The following is a 19,446-nucleotide window of genomic DNA, read 5'->3' on the forward strand; positions in this document are numbered from 1 at the left end:
ACCCGGCAAGCGCTTGCGCGTCGCGCCGGGTATCTCTAGGGGCGACTTTTCCCGGCAATGCGGAGCGGTGGCCGAGTGGTCGAAGGCGCTCGCCTGGAAAGTGAGTATACGTCAAAAGCGTATCGAGGGTTCGAATCCCTCCCGCTCCGCCACTCCGTCCAGCCAAAACCGCTGATGCGGTTTTAAAAGCCCATGACCACCAAGTGTTTAGGGCTCATTTCAACCGTCTATAGACGCGCAATTTGTCCACAGAAATCCGGCTTTCCCGACTGGGCGTCTCTCTTTTGCGTTTGCCCCTTCGTGTATGGCTTTCGCCACCAAACCCCAATGATTTGGATGAAACTCCGGTAAAACTGTCGGAGTCCCTATAAAAAGGCTTCCAGTGGGAGCGCACGTACCACAACATCTCGAGGCCTATCCGAGGCTCAGAATCGAGGATGTGCTTCAGCGCGGGAAAGCTGGGCCGCAATCGGTGTCCTGGTTCGATCAGCCCACCGCCGTGCCGAGGCTCATCGGTTCGGCAATCTTCCGCTGGGTTTCCATCGCAGATCTCGACATCGAGTACGATTTCGAGTGGCTCTACGTTGGGCCCGTGAAGGGACGCCAGCGGCTGAGCGTCGAGCCTAAAGCCCGGGGCGCGATCAAGCATCGCATGCTCTTTTCATGCCCAGGCTGCGGCCAGACCGTTCAACGTTTGTTCTGTCGGACAGTTCGCTGGGAATGTCAAACTTGCCAGGACTTGAAGCCGCGCAGCGTTTTCGTTCCGAAGCGCATTCGAGATGCCGAGGAGCTTTCAGGGCTTCGCGAACTGCTACGCTACGGCCGGCCGCCCAATATGCGCATGGCCAGATATCTTCGCCTGGTTGAGCGCCGAGATGAAATGGGGGATCGGGTAACGGTTCTCGCCGAACGGGCACCGCGGCCCCTCAACCTCAGAGTCGATTCGTCATTCGAGCGGGACGATTGGTACACATGAAGCTACCGCAGATTGCCCCGCCCTCACAACGCGTTCGAACAGAGGCCAATCCGCCGCAATATCGCGAGGCGTATCCCATGCTCAGCGTGTCGGAGGCGCGACGACATTGTGTGCTGGGTGCTGATCATATCATTTGGCGTGACCACAAAGGTCGCTGCGTCGGGATCGCGCGTGTCACATGGCAAGATGAGTCGTCGCTTACAGTGGAGCATGACGTCGAGGATCTCGGTTACGCCTGGGCCAATCGCGGCACGACCACGATTACAATCCAGTTCGGGGGCGGTTTGGCGGTCAAACGCGCTTTTGCCGAGTGTCCCGACTGCGGAGAACATGCCGTGGTTCTGATTCTAGGCTCGGGATGGTGTTGCGCCAGGTGTTCCGAGTTGCCGAACCGATCTGCTCTGATCAGCAAGGAGGTGCGCTGGTTCGAAGAATATACGGACTTGCGAGTCGAACTCTCCGCGCGAGAGAATCACCCAAACAAGCGCCGCATCGGGAAACGCTTAGCGCGCCTTCATGCGAAGTTGGGTGACCGTACGCCCGTGGCAAACTCGCTCTTTGCGCCTCGCCTCAAACCGCACTGGACCGACGGCACGTCAGCAAGGCGCGCGTTTCGGGAATAGGCTTCGAGCGCCGAGGGTCACCGCATGACGGCGATAACGATCGCAGCGCAGCGACGAGCCCCTACCGGCGCGCCTATGACAACGGCGGTGGCGGCAATGGAAAATCCTCACGGATCACCCAGTCCTGCTGCTCTTCGCGGTAGACCTTGATCGGAAGGCGCCGCAGCTCATCAGCCGGCGTGCTCAAATCCTCCGCGGTGAGCACCGGCAGATCATTCGTATCGTGCAGGCGATCCAAGAGCGTCGCCAGCCAATGCGCATAGTCCTGATCTTCGCCCCCGCAGCGCTTCAGGAGGTCAGAGAACCGTTCCTCGAATAGCGATGCGAGCTCGACTGCCCCGGCCTCCTCCGCATCTTCCCACCCAAAATAGTGGTTTCCATCAGCCGAGCTGTAGCAATGCGTCGCGACCAGCTCGCGCGCCTGCAATCCGCCTGGAAGCAGGTCTTCGACCGGCGTGAGATAGCATCGCCACGACAATGGGTGCTCGTATGGCATGAGCCGCAGCGATTGGTATCCGCGACCGTGAAGTTCAGCAGTCATCGCCAGGACGCGCTGGCAGCGCCTGATCCAGAGGAGTCTCGTGGCGGTCAATTGGAAATCTTCCCCGGATCAAGGCCATCGACCTTGAAGCTAAGCGTCCGAACGCCATCGCGGAAAAACGGTATGCCCAACCTGACGGTTTTATGGCCTACGACCATTGATGCGGCGGAACTGCCGTCGTTGGGAATCGTATGCGCATTGCCGAGCACCAGCGTTTGGGAGTCCACGGTCGAAGGTTGCGAGCAGTCGAACATTCCCCAATCGGCGTCGAAATTGACGATGATTCTGTCGCCCTCAGGACACATCGGCTGACCTCGCACGACGTGGACGAAGAGATCGCCCTGCATGTTCTGCCCAGTGCGAAGGCCCGCGATCTCGATCCAAGCGAAATTCGGGCCCTCATAAGGACTCGCCAGCTCGAACTGGGTCGAACTTGCGCGCATGGCGCGACCACGCGGATATCCTACATTCTTGTCCACGCCGAAGTCGTACGTCCATCGTTCTGATGGTATCGGAGGCTTGGCCGAAGCAATCGGCTCCGGCGTCGGTGCGGCACTCCGTTGCGGAGGCCAAGCGGCAAACCTGACGAGAAGCCCCACAAATCCTAAGCCGACAAAAATCCAGGCAAGGCGCCGAGGTTCTCTGTCGATCCGAGATGTAGCATTGCCGGCGATGATCATGCCGGCGAGGACGGCAAATACCGAATAGGGAAACGGCAGCAGCACCATGCACCCAGCCAAGATCGCTGCCGCGATCGTGAGGTACGGCAGCCGCCGCTGCTCGACGCCGTAAACTTCTTCTTCCATCCGGCTTCCCCGCTCGGGGCCGCTTCGTTGCCGCCCCTATGTTCCTCTCGGGGCGACGGCCGAAGCCGGATGTTAGTAACCTGAAGGAGTCCAACAGGCGCATGCGCCTTTACCGGCAAGCCGGCTGGACATACGCGCATGCCACCCGGCCTCCGAAGTTCGGCGACCGGTTGACTCCTATTGAGGTTACTAAGCCCCACCCCCGCGTATCTCGGGGGATTTGGTTAGATCGTCTGACGTCAGTTTTGACGCAAGCAAAAACGACGTATTTGTGTCAGTTGAGGGCAGCAACGCATGCGCGTTGCGCCTCCCAACTGGCCGGCAGCGGCAGCATTTCCTTGAAACTCGCAAGCGTCATGGTCGCCGGCTGGCGCCCTTCCACTATCCGTTCAACCAAGTCGGGCGCGAGAAACGCCGCACTGATGTTCTGTCTGACATAAGCTTCCGATACGCCGTGCCGATCGGCCACAGCCCTGAACGTCGTGCATTGCCCCGCGGCCAGATCGCCGAACCAATTCCTCGCCTGTGCGACGAGGCCAATCAGGCCAGGGTCCGGCGCGCGCTGGGCACTCCCCGGCACGACCAATGACAACTTGGCCGGCGACCGGCCGACCGAGGCAGGGACGTTGATCGACGCGACGCCGGCGGCGCCGATGGCTTCCATCTTGATACTGATGGCCACCATCTCGGGTGCGACGTCAATGCGATCGATGAGCTCGACCGCGAATGCACGGATCTCGCCGGCGTTGCCGGCCTTCAGCTTTGCGGCGACCGCAGCCGCGTTACCCCGCACCTCGTCCGAATATTGCTCCAACTTCGGGAGCAGTTGGGCGAGCAGCTTCGGACTGCTAAAGCGCCGAATGATCTCGCCGAGGACGACACTCTCCAATTCCTTGGCAGGTATCCGCCCCTTGTCATCGGCATAATATCGGTAGCGCAGCTTCCCCTTGGACGTGTGCGTGGAGATCAGCTTCTCCCCACCTTCGCGCCAGACGAGTCCGGCGAGCGGTGGCGGCACCGCTGCCGTAACCGATCCCAGTTTCTTGGTACGATTACCGGCGAGCACCTTCTGCGCGGCGTCGAATAGCTTGCGGTCGACGATCGGCGCGTGGAGGCCGGGATATTCCTTCCCCTTGTGACTGATCAGCCCGACATAGATCGGGTTCTCGAGGATCTTGTAGATCGAGCCTCGCGCTAATGTCATGCCGCCAACGTCTTCACCGGCGCGGTTAAGCCGCGTTTTCGATTTGATGCCGAGCAGGGCTGCCCTTTCGGCGACCGCGTCGACAGCCTTCACCTTCAGATAGAGGCGAAACAGAGTTCGGACCTGCTCGGCTTCCGCTTCGTTGATGACCAGCTCGCGGTCGATGCAGTCATAGCCAAGCGGCACGATGCCGCCCATCCACATGCCCTTGGCCTTCGATGCCGCGATCTTGTCACGGATGCGTTCGCCCGTGACCTCGCGCTCGAACTGGGCGAACGAGAGAAGCACGTTGAGCGTCAGCCGACCCATGCTGGTGGTGGTGTTGAACGCCTGGGTCACACTCACGAACGACGCGTTCTTGCTGTCGAACAGCTCCACCATCTTGGCAAAGTCCGAGAGGGAACGGGTCAGTCGGTCAACCTTGTAGACGACGATCGTGTCGACCAGTCCAGCCTCGACATCTGCGAGCAGCGCCTGGAGGCCGGGCCGTCCCATCGAGCCACCCGAGAACCCACCATCGTCATAGGCGGTGGGCACGAGTTGCCAGCCTTCATGCTTCTGCGACAGAATATAGGCTTCGCAAGCCTCGCGCTGGGCGTGGAGCGAATTGAAGGACTGTTCCAATCCCTCCTCGCTCGACTTGCGGGTGTAGACCGCGCAGCGGATGGGTTTGGGGTCAGCCATTCTTTTTCCGATCGTAGACCTTGCGCTTGCGCAGGCCGAAGAAGAGCAGGCCATTCCAGTGCGTACCGGTGATCGCCTTCGCGATCGCCGACAGCGAGCGATAGGTCTGCTGGTTGTAGAGGAAGCCGTCGTCGATCACTTCGACGACGTGGTTGGTGCCGCCATAGGCTTTGACCAGCCGGGCACCGGGCACGAGCTGGCTTGATGCCGTCGGTAGCGTGTCCGCCTGAATTCCTGCGGCAGCGCTGCATGCTGAATCGCTTGCCGGCGAAAACGGTGTTGCAACGGCCGTAGCGATTGCCCCGCCTTTCCCCGCCGCGACTTGTGCCGCGGCGATATTGAGATCGCGCTGGATGGCAGGCGCCACATCACCATGCGCTTGCACCTGTTCGTGCCAGGCGATCGCGCGCTGGAGGAAATCGTCCTTCTTGTAGCTTGGTTCGGAGCCGAACAGTTCGACCCAGCGCTCCTTCGAGCTTTTGACGGACGTGTCGTCTGAAGTGAGAACGGCGGTCGCCTTACGGCTCACGCAGGCATTCTCCCATGTGCATTGCGCCGGACGCGATAGAGCTCGGCCGGGCGAAAGCCCTTGCCGGTTTCGAGCTCGCCAGTTGGTTCGAGCCAGCCGCTTTGCAGCAGGCGCTTCCGGAATGCCGGCTTGTTCAAGGATTGGCCGCGGACCGCTTCGTGCACATGCTGGAGTTCGCGCAGGCTGAACTCGGGCGGCAGGAACCGGAACACAAATTCGGTGAGATCAAGATGTAGGCGTAGCTCTGAAAGAGCCCTGCGGAGCAACTCGGAGACTCCGGGCGCCAAGCGGACCTTCGATCCATTAGCCCAGCGCGCGCCTCGATCATCCAGCGATGCAAATTGATCTTGCTCTGACAGAGAGCAATCGACATTTTGCGCCGACGTGGCGGTCATGTAGCCAATACGCACCTGGTCGCGATCGACGCCGTTGAAAGCCCCGATCTGGCGCAGCAGCGCACTCGGCCCAAACCGAACACGCATCGCGCGAGCGGCCGCATCGTCGAGCTGCTCAGATTTTTCCAGCTGCGCACTGGCCACACCCCAGAGCCCCGCAGCGTTCCTGGAAAGAAGCGTGTTGAGCTTCCCCTCCCTGGACGCGAAAACGACAATCTGAACCGTGACGAGGAAGCGGCCAGCCGTAGCCGTTGGACTATCAGGCGTGTCGCGTCGCTCCGTCACGACTCGGCACTTAGACGTCTAAGACATATACGTCAAATGCGATTAAGCCCCAGGTCATTGATTAGCACATTCATCCGCACGAAATCCGGCCACTTCGGCCGATTGGCTTCGTTAAATTCAGCCACCTGCTCGTCGAGCTCGCGAATGGCGCGGCGTGCGTGCGACAATTCGTCCTCCAGGATTTCGACAGTCTCGGTGACGTCAAGTGTGTCGAGAAGCAGTTTGATCTTCAACGACGTCCTGATGTGCCCGAAGCGCTCCCAGGAGAATGACGGAGGCTTGACCTTCCATAAGAGCGGGCTGCCAACGTATTCAACCTGTGCCCAGGTCAAATGAGCGGCGAAGATGCCGGCCTCCTTGCTGCGCCAGTTCGATTTACGAACGGCGACCGTCATTGTTTGAAGACAACCGATTTGCAGCGGCCACAAGAGAGCTTCAGACGAAATCACGTCGATCAACTCATCGATGGACATTTTAGGCTGAAGGCGCCGGGTTTCGGTGATCATCCTGCGAACTGCGTTCAAATGCTCGTAAGTATGCCAACCGAGCGAATGCGGATTGGCGAGCAGTGCGATGGGTTTCCTAGCCATCAGGTCAGCTATCTCGTTTTATCCGGCTTGTATCTATCGCAACTATGATATCTCAATGATTTATTGTGGATTATCGCGCGCCAACGCGCGGCTAGTTCAGGCGTGTTGATGCCGATCGTCTCGGACCGATATGTGTTCTCGGGTCGCCTGGAATGGTCTGCGCGGTCCAGGAGCGGTCGACTTTCGTTCGTCGCGATGACCGATTTTGGACCGAGTCCGGTCAGTCCGGTTCCAGCACAAGAAAGTGGGAAAGCAGACGCCCGTGCGATCAAAACAATCGATCAGCCGCCTAAAAAAAACGACCGTCATCATCGATTGAACTCGTAGGAGGCTATCCGGCGTCCGAGTGTTCATTGGTATTGGTAGGGACCCCGGACAATTTGAAATAGCGACGTAGCTCTATGATTTCGATCCGGGATGACGCCAAGATACTTTTTCGGCTAATCTTTTGCGGGGTTCGCAGGGCGTCTGGCTGCCGCACCGTGTCGATAAATCGAGGCTCGTAAAAATTTTTTTCCTTTTTGCCGGTCCCAATCCGATCAGGTGCGCAGTCGATGACCGATGAACGAGGAAACAGCATCGTGCAGTCGCTTGCGAAGGTCAGTAAGAAGCAAAAACTCTACAAGCGCCCGCCTGCGGTCGAGGAAGAAATAGCGGCAACGCTTGCCCTGCCCCTGCACGACGCTTTTCGCCTCGCGGCAGCGGGCCATACGCGGCCGCAGACTCTCGTCTATCTCATCCGCAACTTCAGGCCGAACCGGGCATCGCCGCAATATGATGCGATGGTTGTCGCGTTCTTCTCCCGGCTTGAACGCGCCGGTGATCGAATCCTGCGTGATCTTCCCGAAAATTTCCGCGAGCGCGCGCATGAGGAGGTCCAGGACAAGGCCCTGGAGCTCATCGCCAGTAATAATCTCGACATCTTTGAGTGCAGCTTCAAGCTGGGTGCGGAGCGTCTGTATCTGACGACAAAATCGAAGATGCGGTTGCGCATGAAGACGGAAATTTCCCGCGAGGACATGACGGCGCCTGATGACGATGTCAGTCCCGAGGAAATCGCGGACGCGCTCGCGGTCCGCGCCGGGAGGGCCGGGACACCGCTCGCTGAGATTAAGGCTGAACTTCAAAGTATTTTCGCCCTGCTGACCGAGCAGGAACGCATTGCGGTGGGGCACTACCTCCTGATGGGACGGACCTACGATGAAGCGGCGGCCGCAATGGGTTGCTCGGACACGACGGTCAAAAATCTCATCAAAACCGTGCGCGAAAAAGCGCGCGAGACAAAGGCCTGAACCATGACCAACCAACCTGAGAGCACAGAAACGCTCGACGCTGTTCTGGCGACGCTCCATGACATGCTGGAGGATGACGCCACCCGGGACGAAGTGCTGCGCTTCGCCGCGTTGAATGCCGCGTTTCGCGAAGACATCTTCGCGTTCGTGGCCGAGTGGTTCGCCTCGGAAGGCAGCGATCTCGGCGACGAAGATCCGGCAGGTGAACGCACGGCGCGCAATCACCACTCGATCCTCGAGCGGTTCTGGGCATCCGCATCGCAAGGCGGAGCGGAGCCGTTCGACATCGTGGATGCCGACAATATCGATCGCATCGCCGCCAACTGCAGGGTTGATACCGGCATCATCAGCAAATTGTGCAAATGCCTGATCGATGCCAGCACCATACCCGGGCAGCTGTTGGTGTGGCTCGCGGACGAACTCAGAACATCCCCGCCGGCGGTCTATGCGTTTCTAGACGGCGTTCCGGCAACGGGCGGCGCGGACTATTTCGCGCCGGGCGGTCGATCGGCACCGGGTAAGATGAGCTTCGAGGCGGCGGTCAAGTCATCGACGCTCGATCTTGCGCAAAAGCGCTTCTGGCTTCCGGATCTGGCGGCCTGATATGGACGGGTTCGCCGCGGTCCGAAATGCCGCCAATCGATTGCGGAGTGAGATCGGGGCAACGGATCAGACGACTGCGGCGGATGCGGTGCAGATTGCTGCTGGCAAGCGCAAACTGACCCTGCGTCCGCTAGCGGCTGACGATCCGGAACTCGAAGGCGCGCATGGCCTGCTCGCACGCAAGCTCAGGCAAGTGCTCTACAGGAACGATCTCGGCGAAGAGCAATCCGCCGAAGTAGTTGCGCATGAGATCGGGCATTTCGAACTGCACAGCGGACCCGAGGCCGGCTTTTATCCGCGAGAGGAATCCAATGGCGGCGATCCTAACCAGCGGATCGAAACCTATGGCATAAAGGAGCGGCGAGAAGCGCAGGCTAATACGTTCGCTCGCGAGTTTATCCTGCCGCGGGCGACGGCAAAGCGCCTTTTTCTGGCAGGGCACAATGCTAGTGCGATCGCCAAGATGCTCGGCGTCGCCTACGAGACGACGCTACAGCAGTTGGCTGACGGTATACTACTGCCCGAAGTGCCAAATGCGCCGGAGCGGCCACGTTCCGCGGAAACGCCGTGCAATGAGGCGCAGCAGCGTGCCGTCGACCACCGCGGTGTTCCCTTTTTGCTGAGCGCTGGGCCCGGAACTGGCAAGACCAAAACGCTCGTGTCCCGGATCGCCGACCTTCTCGCCAAAGGCGTCCCGGCTCAGAATATTCTCGCGCTGACCTTCTCGAACAAGGCGGCGCTCGAACTGGCCGAGCGCGTCGAGGCGGTGGCCGGGGGCGATGTCGTCAACATCTGGACCGGCACGTTCCACGCCTTTGGCCTCGACACGCTACGCAAGCATCACGTGCTGTTCGGCTTGCCGCCCGATCCCAAGGTTGTCGACACCAGTGAAAGCGTGGCGATGCTGGAGGAAGCGCTGCCCGCGCTTGGCCTTACCCACTATCTCAATCTCTACGAGCCGGCGCTCGCACTGCGCGATATTCTGCGCGCCATTTCGCGTGCCAAGGACGAACTTTGCACACCCGAGCAATATGCGGTGCTCGCGCAGGCCATGAGCTATAACGCGGTTACGGACGAGGAGCGGCTGGCGGCGGCGAAGGCCGCCGAGGTTGCGACGGTATACGCCCATTACCAGCGCCGGCTCGGGGAAGAAAACGCGGTCGATTATGGCGACATCATCATGCGCCCCATCGTGATGATGCGTGAGGACAAGGATTTCGGTGCATTGATGCGTGGGCGTTTCACGCATGTCCATGTGGATGAGTATCAGGATATCAATCTCGCGAGCGCGATGCTGGTGCGCGAACTCGTCGGCGAAGACGGCGAGAATCTCTGGGTCGTCGGCGATGCGCGCCAGTCGATCTACCGGTTCCGCGGAGCATCGGCTTCTAACATCGCCCGGTTCGAACACGATTACGAACGCGGGAAGCGCGACGGCCTGACCGAGAACTACCGATCGACAGCGGAGATCGTCAGCACATATTCGGGGTTCGCTGCAACGATGAGCGTTTCGCGCTATGCCGGCGCTGCGGCGCTCACTGCAGCACGCGGGACTCATCAGATCACGCCGAGCCTGCTGACCGCGTCCGATGAGGCAGCGGAGATGGATGCACTCGCCGGCACCATCCGCGAGCTGCAACGATCCGGCACTGCTCTTCGCAACCAGACCGTTTTGTCACGCAGCAACGGCAATCTCGCGCGTTATGCCGAGGAGCTTGAAGCCCGCGATGTACCGGTTCTCTACCTTGGCCCTTTGTTCGAGCGGCGGGAGGTCCGCGATCTGCTGTGCGTTCTCGCGCTCATCGCGGACGACAGCGGCACGAGCCTTATTCGCGTGGCCGAATTTCCCGAATATGCCATCCCGCAAGCCGATGCGCTCGCGCTGATCTTGCATGCCCGAAGTACCGAGCAGCGCCTGTTCGATCTTCTCACGCGTCTTGAAGAGGTCAACGACTTGTCCTCGGCGGGGCGTGCTGGACTGCTGAAGCTCGGGCAACATCTGCACGGCGCGACACAGGGGACCACGCCCTGGCTCCTGATCAGCCAATTTCTGTTCGAGACCAGCGATTATGTCCGCACGGTCCTGTCAGGCCAGGCGGCGTCGGATGATATGCGACGAGTTGCCGTCCGCCAGCTGATCGACTGCCTGCGCAATATGCCCGTCAGAGGCAATCGGACGCCGATCCGACGCGCGCTCGACCGCATTCGCCACATGATCCTGCTCGCCGACGAACGCGACCTGCGGCAGCTTCCGCCCGAGCTGGATGCGCTCGACGGCGTACGCCTAATGACGGTCCATGCCAGCAAGGGCCTGGAATTCGAAGCGGTGCACCTGCCCGGGCTTTATGCCGGCGCGATCCCATCGGCGAACCGGCCGCCAGTCTGCCCGCCCCCAGCTGGCATGATCGTGCAAATTCAGGACGAGGATGCGCACGAAGCCGAGGAAGAGTGCATATTGTTCGTCGCGCTGTCGCGCGCCAAGAGCCAGCTGCGGCTGTACCGTCCAGGGCGTCGCGGAACGCGTAACGCGAATCCATCGCGTTTCCTCGAAAGAGTGACGACAACCGTCGCCATTTGCGAGAAGCCGGTGCAACGCATTACGCCGGTGGTAAAGCTGAACGCCATCCTCCTGCCGCCGCCGCCAGCCGAACTTTCGGCCAGCGACATCGACAATTTCACATCCTGCCCGCGGCGATTCTATTACGAGCGGGTCCTCAATCTGCGGCGAAGAACACGCGCGGGCGCCTATCTCGATGCTCATGGCTGTGTACAGGCGGTCATGCGCTACGCACGCGAACTCGATGAAGCTCAGACATATGATCCGGCGGAAGCCGAACGGATTTTCGAAGAGGCGTGGGCCGCGAGCGGGCTCGCCGACCATGCTTTTGGGGAGGCCTATCGCCGCCTGGTGTTGACTATGCTGGCGCGGCTCCACGTTGCCGCGGCCGGCACCGCAACACGCCCCGGCGCGCTCGCAACCACGATCGGCGGCAGTACGATTGGCGCACTGGCCGATCGCATCTTCGAAATCGACGGCACGCTCGTCATTCGTAATTTGCGTTCGGGCAAACCCTCGAGTGGCGACCCCGATCGCCTATCGGCGACGATCCTGCTCAAAGCCGCTAGCGAGACATTCGGCGCGAACGCGCGCGTCGAAAACCATTACCTTCTAGGCGAGCCCGTGCTGCCGATCGGTCAGACGACCGCCAAATACAATAAGCGGATCGCCGACTGCGAGACAGCGATCGGCGATATCGCGGCCGGTCTTTATCCAGCGGTCACGAGCGACTTCCGGTGCCCGCGCTGCCCATATCTGTTCGTTTGCCCGTCGCCGGAAGGCCTGTCACCGAGCTAATACCCGTTCCGACCGGCGCAGCTTCACTGAATAGGACTGCGGCCAGATTTCAGTAGCCGCAAGGACGCGGTGACCCGCCAGATCCGTTTGCCAGCCCGTCAAAATTTCTGCGCCTGATTTTTCCTTTTTCGCCCCGCTCATCCGATCAGCTGGGGGAGGCAGCCAAGGCGCTGCCGTCATCGAAAAGGAAAAGCACACAATGGCTATGGTTATCTTTGCCGCCATCGAGGACGAACCGATCGAGCGTTTCGAGCTGGCGGAAGCCGCGCTCGTCAAGACGCTCATCGCGAGCCTCGCTGGCCGCCACCCCGACATCGCCGAAATGCTCGTCTTCAAGGAAGATGATGATGAGCCGCTGGATCATGATCATCCGCTCAAGGGTCACGACAAGGCGATCTTCCACCTCCACCGCTGCCGCCAGATCAAGGTTGCGGTTAACTACAAGGCCGAGACCTTCAACCACAAGTTCGCGCCCGGGACGACCATCAAGCGCGTGACGAAGTGGGCGACCAAGAAGGCGGGCCTCGATGACGCCGAGGCACTGGAGCATGTGCTGCAGATCAGCGGCACGCGCACCCAGCCGCCGCTGAACGCTCACCTCGGCAGCCTCAAGATCCGCGGCTGCGAGATCGAGTTCGACCTCGTGCGCAAGCAGCTGGTCCAGGGCTGATGGAGCCGGCGATCGGTGCCGATGAACGGGCGTTCCGTGGTCACACGGAACGCCCCGACTTTCAGATCGGCGAGGCAAAGGAGCAATGGCGGCTGGTCGGCGGCGACTGGCCGCACCCGATCATCACCGTGCGCGCCCATGACGGGACCGACTGGGCGTTCCGGTTCGACCTGAACGGCTATCCGGCAACGCTCCCAAATGCGCGGCCGTGGGATCTGGCCAGCAATGCGCCGCTTCCCAGCCATCGGTGGCCGCAGGGCACGGGCCGGGTCGCGGCGGCCTTCAACCCCGGCTGGAACGCGAATGCGCTGTACCTGCCGTGCGACCGGTTGGCGCTCGCTGGCCACGACCAATGGCTGGTCCAGCATCCCGAGAAAGCCTGGCAGCCGACGCGCGGCATCATTCATTATCTGGAGATCATCCATGACCTTCTGGCCTCTCACCAGCATCTGCCGGCTGTTCGTTCGGCAGCCTGAACTTTCGATCCCGGCATCGGTCTGGTCTGAACTGCTTAACGGTCTGCGCGCACGCGGCCGCAATGTCCGCGAAAGCGGAGCGTTCCTGCTGGGACCGCCCGGTGATCATCGCCAGGTTTCGTCGATCGTGTTCTACGATCAGATCGACCCCAACGCTTTGGATACGGGGATTATCGTGATCGACGGCGCCTGCATGGCGGACCTGTGGGCGATTTGCCGCCGAACGAGACTGGCGGTTGTCGCGGATGTTCACACCCACCCCGGCGGCGCCGCTCAGAGCGAGTCCGACCGGCGTCACCCGATGATCGCCGAACCGGGGCATATCGCAATTATCATCCCGAATTTTGCCGCCGAGCCGGTGCAGCTGAACGCCATCGGCCTTTACCGTTATCGCGGGAAATTTAGCTGGGATCGCCTGACATCCCGATTTCTCCGCCCCGCACTGAAAATCGAGGGAAACCGGCGATGAGTGAAGCTATCATCGACGACCTCAACCGCACGGCCAAGCTTTTCATCGACTCCGGCGCCGCGGCTAGCCTCGAGGAAGCCGTGGCGAAACTCGGCACCTTCACGATGCATCTGACCATTGATGTCGGATCTACCGCAAGTCCGACCCATCAGGCGGCCTTGCTCACCGCCCTTAATTGCGGGCTGCGCAGCCTATTGGGCGGGGTGACCGTCGACGGCGCACTCGATGCGCCGCTGGTCATCCCTGTAACCGGCGGCGCAACGCTGGGGGATGCCGTGATCGAGTTGGGGGGCGTGATCGCTCCCTGCCCGCCGAACGCGCCGCTGGTGGTGATCGGCGGCCAGGCAACAGCCGATCCGGCTAAGTTCGCCATTCGTACGACCTGCGACGGGTGGCGCGGCGGCATTGTCCCGCTGACCGACGTTGGATTGACCATGTGCACCGAGTTCACGGTCAGCGGCGCGCTTGCGGGTGCGCTCGCTGTCGCCGAGGTGTTCGCGCATGTGAGCGGCGAGGCGATGGCCGGCCATCGCAGCGTCGGCCTGTCGCTCTGGCAGCTCGATCCCGATCGGAATTGGCTGCTGACGCATGATGACGAACCCATGGTCGTCGATTTGCCGTCGGACTTCTGGCTGATCGGGCTGGGGCATTTGGGGCAGGCCTATCTGTGGACGATCGGACTGTTGCCCTACGCCGATCCTGGCGATGTGCGGCTGTTCCTCCAGGACGTCGACCGTGCGGGCAAATCCACCAAGAGCACATCGCTGCTGACGCGCGCCACTGATGAGCGGCGCCTGAAGACGCGGATTTGCTCTGACTGGGCCGAGCGGCGCGGGTTCGACACTGCCATTATCGAACGGCGATTCGATGCCGATTTCCGCCGATCGGCTAACGAAGCCGGCTTAGCGCTGTGCGGCGTCGACAATCCGGATGCACGTCGCATTCTCGACGAAGCGGGCTTCGCGATGGTGCTCGAAGCGGGACTCGGCGATGGTGCCGAGGACTTTCGGCTCATCCGGGTCCACAGCTTCCCGGCCGTCAGGCGGTCCGCGGAGATCTGGCCGGCAGTCACGCAGGCTGCCAATGCAGACGGCAGAATGGATCGCGCGGCAACGCTCAAGGGTCGGCCCGCGTACGTCGATTTGCGCGACAAGGGCGATATCGACGAATGTGGGTTGACGAGACTCGCAGATGTTGCGGTTGGCGCGCCATTTGTCGGGGTAACGGCGGCGGCGATCGTCGTCGCGCAAGCGGTACGCGCGGTGGCTGGCGGGCCACGGATCACGGTCGCCAATATTGATCTGCGGTCGATTGACTATCGGAGCGCGCTCACCGCGCCTGAACCGGATTTGATCACCTTCGCGACAGCCAAAGCGCGCATGCCCTAACCCTTGATCGCCTGGTCACGGACCATAGGGCAGCTCGCCGAGGAGACCCAACATCGCGTCACCCTGGAGCCGGGTAAATGCGATGTGCTTGGACTCCCCAGGCTTGCGCGGTTTGGCCGGACCATCTCCGGGGGCATTTCGGGTATGGCCGGCGACATGGGTACCGTCGTCCTTGATGAAAGGAAGGACGACGATTCTGCCGAAATTCTTAGAGATGATCGTACCGGCCGCCCATTCGACGGCATCGGCGTGCTTGGCATCATGCGCGCCGATTTCCTTGACCGTCCAGCCGATATCGCCATCGGGTTCGTACCAGAAGACGAAACGGTCGAGCACGACCGCGTGGCGTCCTGCAGCGAGAGCCTCGGCGAGCATCTCCTTCATCGGCTGCAGCTGGAGCATATCGATCGCACGCGGCAGCAGGATTTTTCGAATAGCGGCCTTCGTTCGTCCCCAATGCTCGGCAGGATGCAGGCCGAACGCATCGGCGATCCGCGCACGATGTCCCCAGGTTGCCCCTTTGCGCGAAATGTAACCGTTGCTGAGCCTACGCCAAGTCAGGCCGTCCGCGGAATGCGCCAGCGCCCGTGTGACGCCGTGCCCGACAACGACGGTGCGTAGATAGGGTAATTCCTGCAACGCGCGGTGGATGTCGTCCGCATCTGCGTCGCTCGGCGCAACGATTGCACTTCGCGGTGGCGTGATCGTGCCCGCGTGCCGCTTCTGGCCCTCGATAAACATCATCGCTTCCTCGTCTTCGCGACGACGGGACGCGAGATAGGCTTTGGACAGTTTGAGCAAGGTCGAGTTTTGCCCATGCTCGCCAAGCACCGCGATATCGAGATTCTGCCCCAAGTCGCGAGTCAGCTTCCGCGCCAGCTTCTTAGCTTGAGTTTCGTCCCGCTCTACTTCTGCACGGGGCGGCACGCCGATCGAGAGTTGCGGTCGTCGGCGCCGCCACATCGGCTCTCCGTTCGCACCAATCACCAGATTTTCAAGAAACCACCAGTTGTAATAGGCGTCATGGGTCGCTCGAACTGCATATATGTTCTCGTCAGTCATGGCACACTTCGACCGTAGAGGCTGAGCCCAACAGCTGGATCGAGATGAGAAGGGTAATCGTCGCCGAGAAGCACGAATCCGAAATCGGGTAATATGGCGCGCATCGCGTCGGACTTAGTGGTCGCATAGATCGCCCGGCCTCCTAGCTGATCGACCACATGACCGACTAATGCCCGAGCGTGGCCTTTGCGCCGAAATGCACTGTCGACTACCACCCATCCAAGTTCATAGGCATAGTGCGGCGCCAAGTCCGCGACTTTGGTTTTTTTAAATTCATTATTTTGATGACCGGCGAACGGCACTTTAATTTCAGCTTTTCCGATCAGCTTGTCGCGCTGATGAATTGTGATCAGTGATATTGCCTGTGTGACGAGCGCGGGCATCGTCGCAGCATTGATCTCCCCGCCGGCAATCACGAATGCCATGTAATCTTTAATCTCTTCGGCGGAGATCGCCGATGGATGGATCGCACGGAGCGTCATTGAATGATTGATTCTCTTTGGCTTCAATCGGGGACATAGTTTGATATTCATGTTTGCGAATGTCGAGTGCATAGCGGGAACGGTTGCTGCTCAAGCTGCCATAATCGATCGCGCATCAAGGGCCCCGATCCGAAAACTGACCGCCACGACCTCATGAGCGGGTCTGATCGACTCTTTGATCATTCGTGCGACCCGACGTCCGCTCTTGTAAATTCCGCCTGCCGGCCGGAATGACCGATATTGGGGCGCCAAGCAGCCTCTGATCACGCCGCAATCTGGGTCATATCAGGGGCGTCACCTCGGATCAGTTCGATGATCCGCTTCGCCACGATCGGCGGGCTGATCAGATAGCCCTGAGCAAGGTCGCAGCCGACCGACTTCAGGAAGTCGAGGCAGTCGTCGGTCTCGACGCCCTCAGCCACCACCTTCAAGCCCAGTTCGTGGGCAAGATTGATGGTCGACCTGACGAGCACCGCGTCGCCGCGATTCTGATGTGCGAACTCGACGAAGCTCTTGTCGATCTTGAGTTCGTCGAGCGGCAGTTTCTTGAGATAGGTGAGGGTCGACTGGCCTGTCCCGTAGTCGTCCATCGAGATCGCGATGCCGAGCTGCTTGAACCGCAGCAGCGCCGCTGCTGCTACTTCCGGCGCATGCATCGCGGCGGATTCGGTGACTTCGAAGGTCAGGAGGGTTGGGTCGACTTCACTTTTCTGCAGCAGGCTCTCGAGATCGGCGATGAAGGTCGCGGATTCGAGCAGGATCGCGGACAGGTTGACCGCCGCCGTCAGGCGATGCCCCGCCGCCAGCCACGCCTCGAGATCGGCAATCGCGCATGAGACGACGTGCAGCGTCAGGCCGGCGATGCGATCCGATTTCTCGAGCAGCGGAATGAACAGATCGGGTGACAGCATGCCGTGCTCGCGATGCTTCCACCGGACCAGCGCCTCGACGCTGACGACCTTGCCGGTCTTGAGATCGAGTTTGGGCTGATAGAGTGCGAATACGTCGCCGTCGGCGATCGCCGCGTCGAGATCGCCAGCGAGCGACAATTCCTTGCTCGCGACCTCGGAATCGCTGGCTTCGTGCAGGTGCCAGCCCGTGCCGCTCGACAGCGCGTGAGAGGCCGCCATCGATGCGTTGGCGATTACGTCGCGCACCGATCCGGCCTCGACCAACGCGAACCCAGTCGCGAGCGAAACGTCGACGCGGCGTCCCTTGACCTCGACCGGGGTGAGCATCAGCGCGCGCAGCTGTTCGTGGCGCAGTGCTAGCTGGTCGGCACGGACAGTCGCTTCCCAGGCGAGCACGCGATCGTCGACCCGATAAATTTCGACCCCGTTGCCGAGCACGCTGATCCGGTCGCGCAGGCGGCAGATCAGGTCGGCGGTACCGTCCGCGCCCAAGGTCGCGAGCAGGCGGTCATAGTCGGCGATACGTACCGCAGCGACGGCGCCGTTGGGCTTGCCGGCCATTGCCTCGGCCAGTGCGTGCTGGTTGGGCAGGCCGGTGGCGTCATCATGGGCGCGCCGCGCCACCAGCCAGTCGTTCACGCGAACGAGCGAAGCGCCCATCGCGACGACGTAGATTGCGCAGAATGCCGGAAACAGCTGGACCTCCCAGCCGAACGAGGACGCGATCACCGAGCCCGCGAAGAGGATCGCGGTGGCGCCGACGCCAGCCATCGCCAGCATGATGCTGGATCGCGCGCGCAGCATCGGCACGATCAAGATAAAGGCGAGGGCGAGCGCAAAGCCCCAGTCGAGGCGGCCGGGGACGTTATTCTCGAGCGTCAGAGCCGCTAGCGCCTGAATGACGACACCGGGGATCACGCCGTAGCGCGGTACGCCGTAGCGGTCGCCGACTTCGATCGCGGTCGCGCCGATCAGGATGCGCTTGCCGCGCACCGCGGCCGGATCGAACCGGCCGTCGCGCACGTCGATGAAGCTCAACCGCGGGATCGAGGAGGGATCGATCGAATAGTCGATCGGGAAGTCGGCACCGGCGCGACCGTCGCGCCCGGCGATCATCGCCGCAAGCGAGGGACGGGGCACCCCCGCAGTGATCTCGCCGATCGGCGCGTTGCGGATGTCGCCGTCGCTATCGGGCAGGATGCTGACCGTGGCGGCGAGCGCGTTTTTGCGCAGGGCGGGGATCGGCATGGAGTCGACGAACCCTGTCTTGCCGCTGTCGGCCGCCTGGCGAAATGTGGGAAGAGTGACGAAGCCATTGGCGCGCGCGAGCGCCTGCGCGAAGGCCGTGTCGTCCGCGGGATTGGACGGTGTCGAGAAGTCGACGTCGAACGCGAGCGAGGCTGCACCGGCATTATGAAGGCGATCGACCACGCTGGCATAGTTGTGTCGCGGCCAAGGCCAGCGATCGATCGCGGCGATGCTGCGCGCATCGATTTCGACGATTACGACATCGCTGGCTGCCTGATGATGGCGGATCGCATAACGGGTGTCGGCTAGCCCGCGTTCGACACCCCGGCCGACGCCGCTGAGCCCGGCGAGCAGGCCAGCCGCCAGCGCGACGATGACCGCGAGAATGCGCCAATGTTTCGCCAGTTCGCGCAACGACTTGCCTGCGGCCATCCCCGTCCCTTTCCCGAGGATCGGGCGTAGCGCGAAACGACTAAGATTGCGTCAAACGGTCGGCGATCAATGCCCGCCACCGCCGTTGCCGTTCCCGCCGCCGCTGCCGTTTCCGCCACCGTTGCCGTTGCCGTTTCCGCCACCGCTGCCGTTGCCGCCACCGTTGCCGTTCCCGCCGCCGCTGCCGTTCCCGCCGCCGCTGCCGTTCCCGCCACCGTTGCCGTTCCCGCCACCGTTGCCGTTCCCGCCGCCGTTGCCGTTTCCGCCACCGCTGCCGTTGCCGCCGCCGTTGCCGTTTCCACCACCGTTGCCGTTCCCGCCGCCGTTGCCGTTTCCGCCCCCGCTGCCCTTGCCCCCGCCGTTGCCCTTTCCCCCACCGGTGCCGATCCCCCCGCCGTTGCCCATTCCACAACCCTAGCAGTTCC

At 61.6% G+C, this 19,446-nt stretch carries 19 protein-coding genes and 1 tRNA gene; 10 read left to right on the forward strand and 10 right to left on the reverse strand.

Features of this window, described 5'->3' with window-relative positions; translation table 11 throughout:
* The first annotated feature begins 61 nt into the window (after window positions 1-61).
* The 3 genes from ACTHJR_RS11035 to ACTHJR_RS11045 all read left to right on the forward strand — a co-directional run bounded on the left by ACTHJR_RS11035 (window position 62) and on the right by ACTHJR_RS11045 (window position 1,599).
* Window positions 62-152: transfer RNA gene (locus ACTHJR_RS11035), tRNA-Ser, on the forward strand.
* Between the two features lie 320 nt (window positions 153-472).
* The gene (locus ACTHJR_RS11040; protein WP_440523226.1) at window positions 473-976 is read left to right on the forward strand and encodes a hypothetical protein; all 504 of its coding nucleotides are present in this window, start codon (window positions 473-475) and stop codon (window positions 974-976) included.
* Window positions 973-1,599 carry a hypothetical protein gene (locus ACTHJR_RS11045; RefSeq protein WP_440523227.1) on the forward strand — a complete coding sequence of 209 codons (627 nt, stop codon included), beginning with the start codon at window positions 973-975 and terminating at the stop codon, window positions 1,597-1,599. Before ACTHJR_RS11040 ends, ACTHJR_RS11045 begins: the two co-directional genes overlap by 4 nt.
* 73 nt (window positions 1,600-1,672) lie before the next feature.
* On the opposite strand, the gene ACTHJR_RS11050 is transcribed toward ACTHJR_RS11045, so the two are convergent.
* The 6 genes from ACTHJR_RS11050 to ACTHJR_RS11075 all read right to left on the reverse strand — a co-directional run bounded on the left by ACTHJR_RS11050 (window position 1,673) and on the right by ACTHJR_RS11075 (window position 6,633).
* Window positions 1,673-2,140, reverse strand: a complete 468-nt coding sequence (locus tag ACTHJR_RS11050) for a hypothetical protein (RefSeq protein WP_440523228.1) — start codon at window positions 2,138-2,140, stop codon at window positions 1,673-1,675.
* Between the two features lie 47 nt (window positions 2,141-2,187).
* Window positions 2,188-2,946 (reverse strand): hypothetical protein, encoded by a 759-nt coding sequence (locus tag ACTHJR_RS11055; RefSeq protein ID WP_440523230.1) that lies wholly within the window; start codon window positions 2,944-2,946, stop codon window positions 2,188-2,190.
* A gap of 274 nt (window positions 2,947-3,220) precedes the next feature.
* Window positions 3,221-4,834: a recombinase family protein gene (locus tag ACTHJR_RS11060; RefSeq protein WP_440523231.1), complete on the reverse strand. Its 1,614-nt coding sequence runs from the start codon at window positions 4,832-4,834 to the stop codon at window positions 3,221-3,223.
* Window positions 4,827-5,363, reverse strand: coding sequence for a DUF2924 domain-containing protein (locus ACTHJR_RS11065; RefSeq protein WP_440523233.1), 537 nt, complete (start codon window positions 5,361-5,363; stop codon window positions 4,827-4,829). Before ACTHJR_RS11065 ends, ACTHJR_RS11060 begins: the two co-directional genes overlap by 8 nt.
* On the reverse strand, window positions 5,360-6,043 hold the full coding sequence (locus tag ACTHJR_RS11070) for an NrtR DNA-binding winged helix domain-containing protein (RefSeq protein ID WP_440523234.1): 684 nt from the start codon (window positions 6,041-6,043) through the stop codon (window positions 5,360-5,362). The genes ACTHJR_RS11065 and ACTHJR_RS11070 overlap by 4 nt, the downstream gene beginning before the upstream one ends.
* Window positions 6,044-6,075: 32 nt before the next feature.
* The gene (locus ACTHJR_RS11075; RefSeq protein ID WP_440523235.1) at window positions 6,076-6,633 is read right to left on the reverse strand and encodes a hypothetical protein; all 558 of its coding nucleotides are present in this window, start codon (window positions 6,631-6,633) and stop codon (window positions 6,076-6,078) included.
* A gap of 554 nt (window positions 6,634-7,187) precedes the next feature.
* Here ACTHJR_RS11075 and ACTHJR_RS11080 point away from each other — a divergent pair.
* From ACTHJR_RS11080 to ACTHJR_RS11110, 7 genes are all read left to right on the forward strand, one after another.
* Window positions 7,188-7,925, forward strand: a complete 738-nt coding sequence (locus ACTHJR_RS11080; RefSeq protein ID WP_440523236.1) for a sigma factor-like helix-turn-helix DNA-binding protein — start codon at window positions 7,188-7,190, stop codon at window positions 7,923-7,925.
* A gap of 3 nt (window positions 7,926-7,928) precedes the next feature.
* Complete coding sequence (locus ACTHJR_RS11085; RefSeq protein WP_440523237.1) at window positions 7,929-8,528, forward strand: hypothetical protein; 600 nt, start codon at window positions 7,929-7,931, stop codon at window positions 8,526-8,528.
* Between the two features lies 1 nt (window position 8,529).
* Window positions 8,530-11,883, forward strand: a complete 3,354-nt coding sequence (locus ACTHJR_RS11090; RefSeq protein WP_440523238.1) for a UvrD-helicase domain-containing protein — start codon at window positions 8,530-8,532, stop codon at window positions 11,881-11,883.
* 205 nt (window positions 11,884-12,088) lie between these two features.
* Window positions 12,089-12,553, forward strand: coding sequence for a hypothetical protein (locus tag ACTHJR_RS11095; RefSeq protein ID WP_440523239.1), 465 nt, complete (start codon window positions 12,089-12,091; stop codon window positions 12,551-12,553).
* Window positions 12,553-13,029 carry a DUF7665 family protein gene (locus ACTHJR_RS11100; protein ID WP_440523240.1) on the forward strand — a complete coding sequence of 159 codons (477 nt, stop codon included), beginning with the start codon at window positions 12,553-12,555 and terminating at the stop codon, window positions 13,027-13,029. The genes ACTHJR_RS11095 and ACTHJR_RS11100 overlap by 1 nt, the downstream gene beginning before the upstream one ends.
* Window positions 12,977-13,498 carry a Mov34/MPN/PAD-1 family protein gene (locus tag ACTHJR_RS11105; protein WP_440523241.1) on the forward strand — a complete coding sequence of 174 codons (522 nt, stop codon included), beginning with the start codon at window positions 12,977-12,979 and terminating at the stop codon, window positions 13,496-13,498. The genes ACTHJR_RS11100 and ACTHJR_RS11105 overlap by 53 nt, the downstream gene beginning before the upstream one ends.
* Window positions 13,495-14,886, forward strand: coding sequence for a hypothetical protein (locus ACTHJR_RS11110; RefSeq protein ID WP_440523242.1), 1,392 nt, complete (start codon window positions 13,495-13,497; stop codon window positions 14,884-14,886). Before ACTHJR_RS11105 ends, ACTHJR_RS11110 begins: the two co-directional genes overlap by 4 nt.
* 15 nt (window positions 14,887-14,901) lie before the next feature.
* Here the strand turns inward: ACTHJR_RS11110 and ACTHJR_RS11115 are convergent, their stop codons facing one another.
* The 4 genes from ACTHJR_RS11115 to ACTHJR_RS11130 form a co-directional block, all read right to left on the reverse strand.
* Window positions 14,902-15,948, reverse strand: coding sequence for a hypothetical protein (locus ACTHJR_RS11115; protein ID WP_440523243.1), 1,047 nt, complete (start codon window positions 15,946-15,948; stop codon window positions 14,902-14,904).
* Window positions 15,945-16,430, reverse strand: a complete 486-nt coding sequence (locus ACTHJR_RS11120) for a GNAT family N-acetyltransferase (RefSeq protein ID WP_440523244.1) — start codon at window positions 16,428-16,430, stop codon at window positions 15,945-15,947. Before ACTHJR_RS11120 ends, ACTHJR_RS11115 begins: the two co-directional genes overlap by 4 nt.
* Before the next feature lie 263 nt (window positions 16,431-16,693).
* Window positions 16,694-19,021 (reverse strand): putative bifunctional diguanylate cyclase/phosphodiesterase, encoded by a 2,328-nt coding sequence (locus tag ACTHJR_RS11125; protein ID WP_440523245.1) that lies wholly within the window; start codon window positions 19,019-19,021, stop codon window positions 16,694-16,696.
* Between the two features lie 66 nt (window positions 19,022-19,087).
* Entirely contained in the window at window positions 19,088-19,426 is a 339-nt protein-coding gene (locus ACTHJR_RS11130) for a hypothetical protein (RefSeq protein WP_440523246.1), read from the reverse strand.
* Window positions 19,427-19,446 lie beyond the last annotated feature (20 nt).

Origin of the sequence: Sphingomonas sp. (assembly GCF_051962185.1) — a bacterium.
Taxonomy (GTDB): Bacteria; Pseudomonadota; Alphaproteobacteria; order Sphingomonadales; family Sphingomonadaceae; genus Sphingomonas.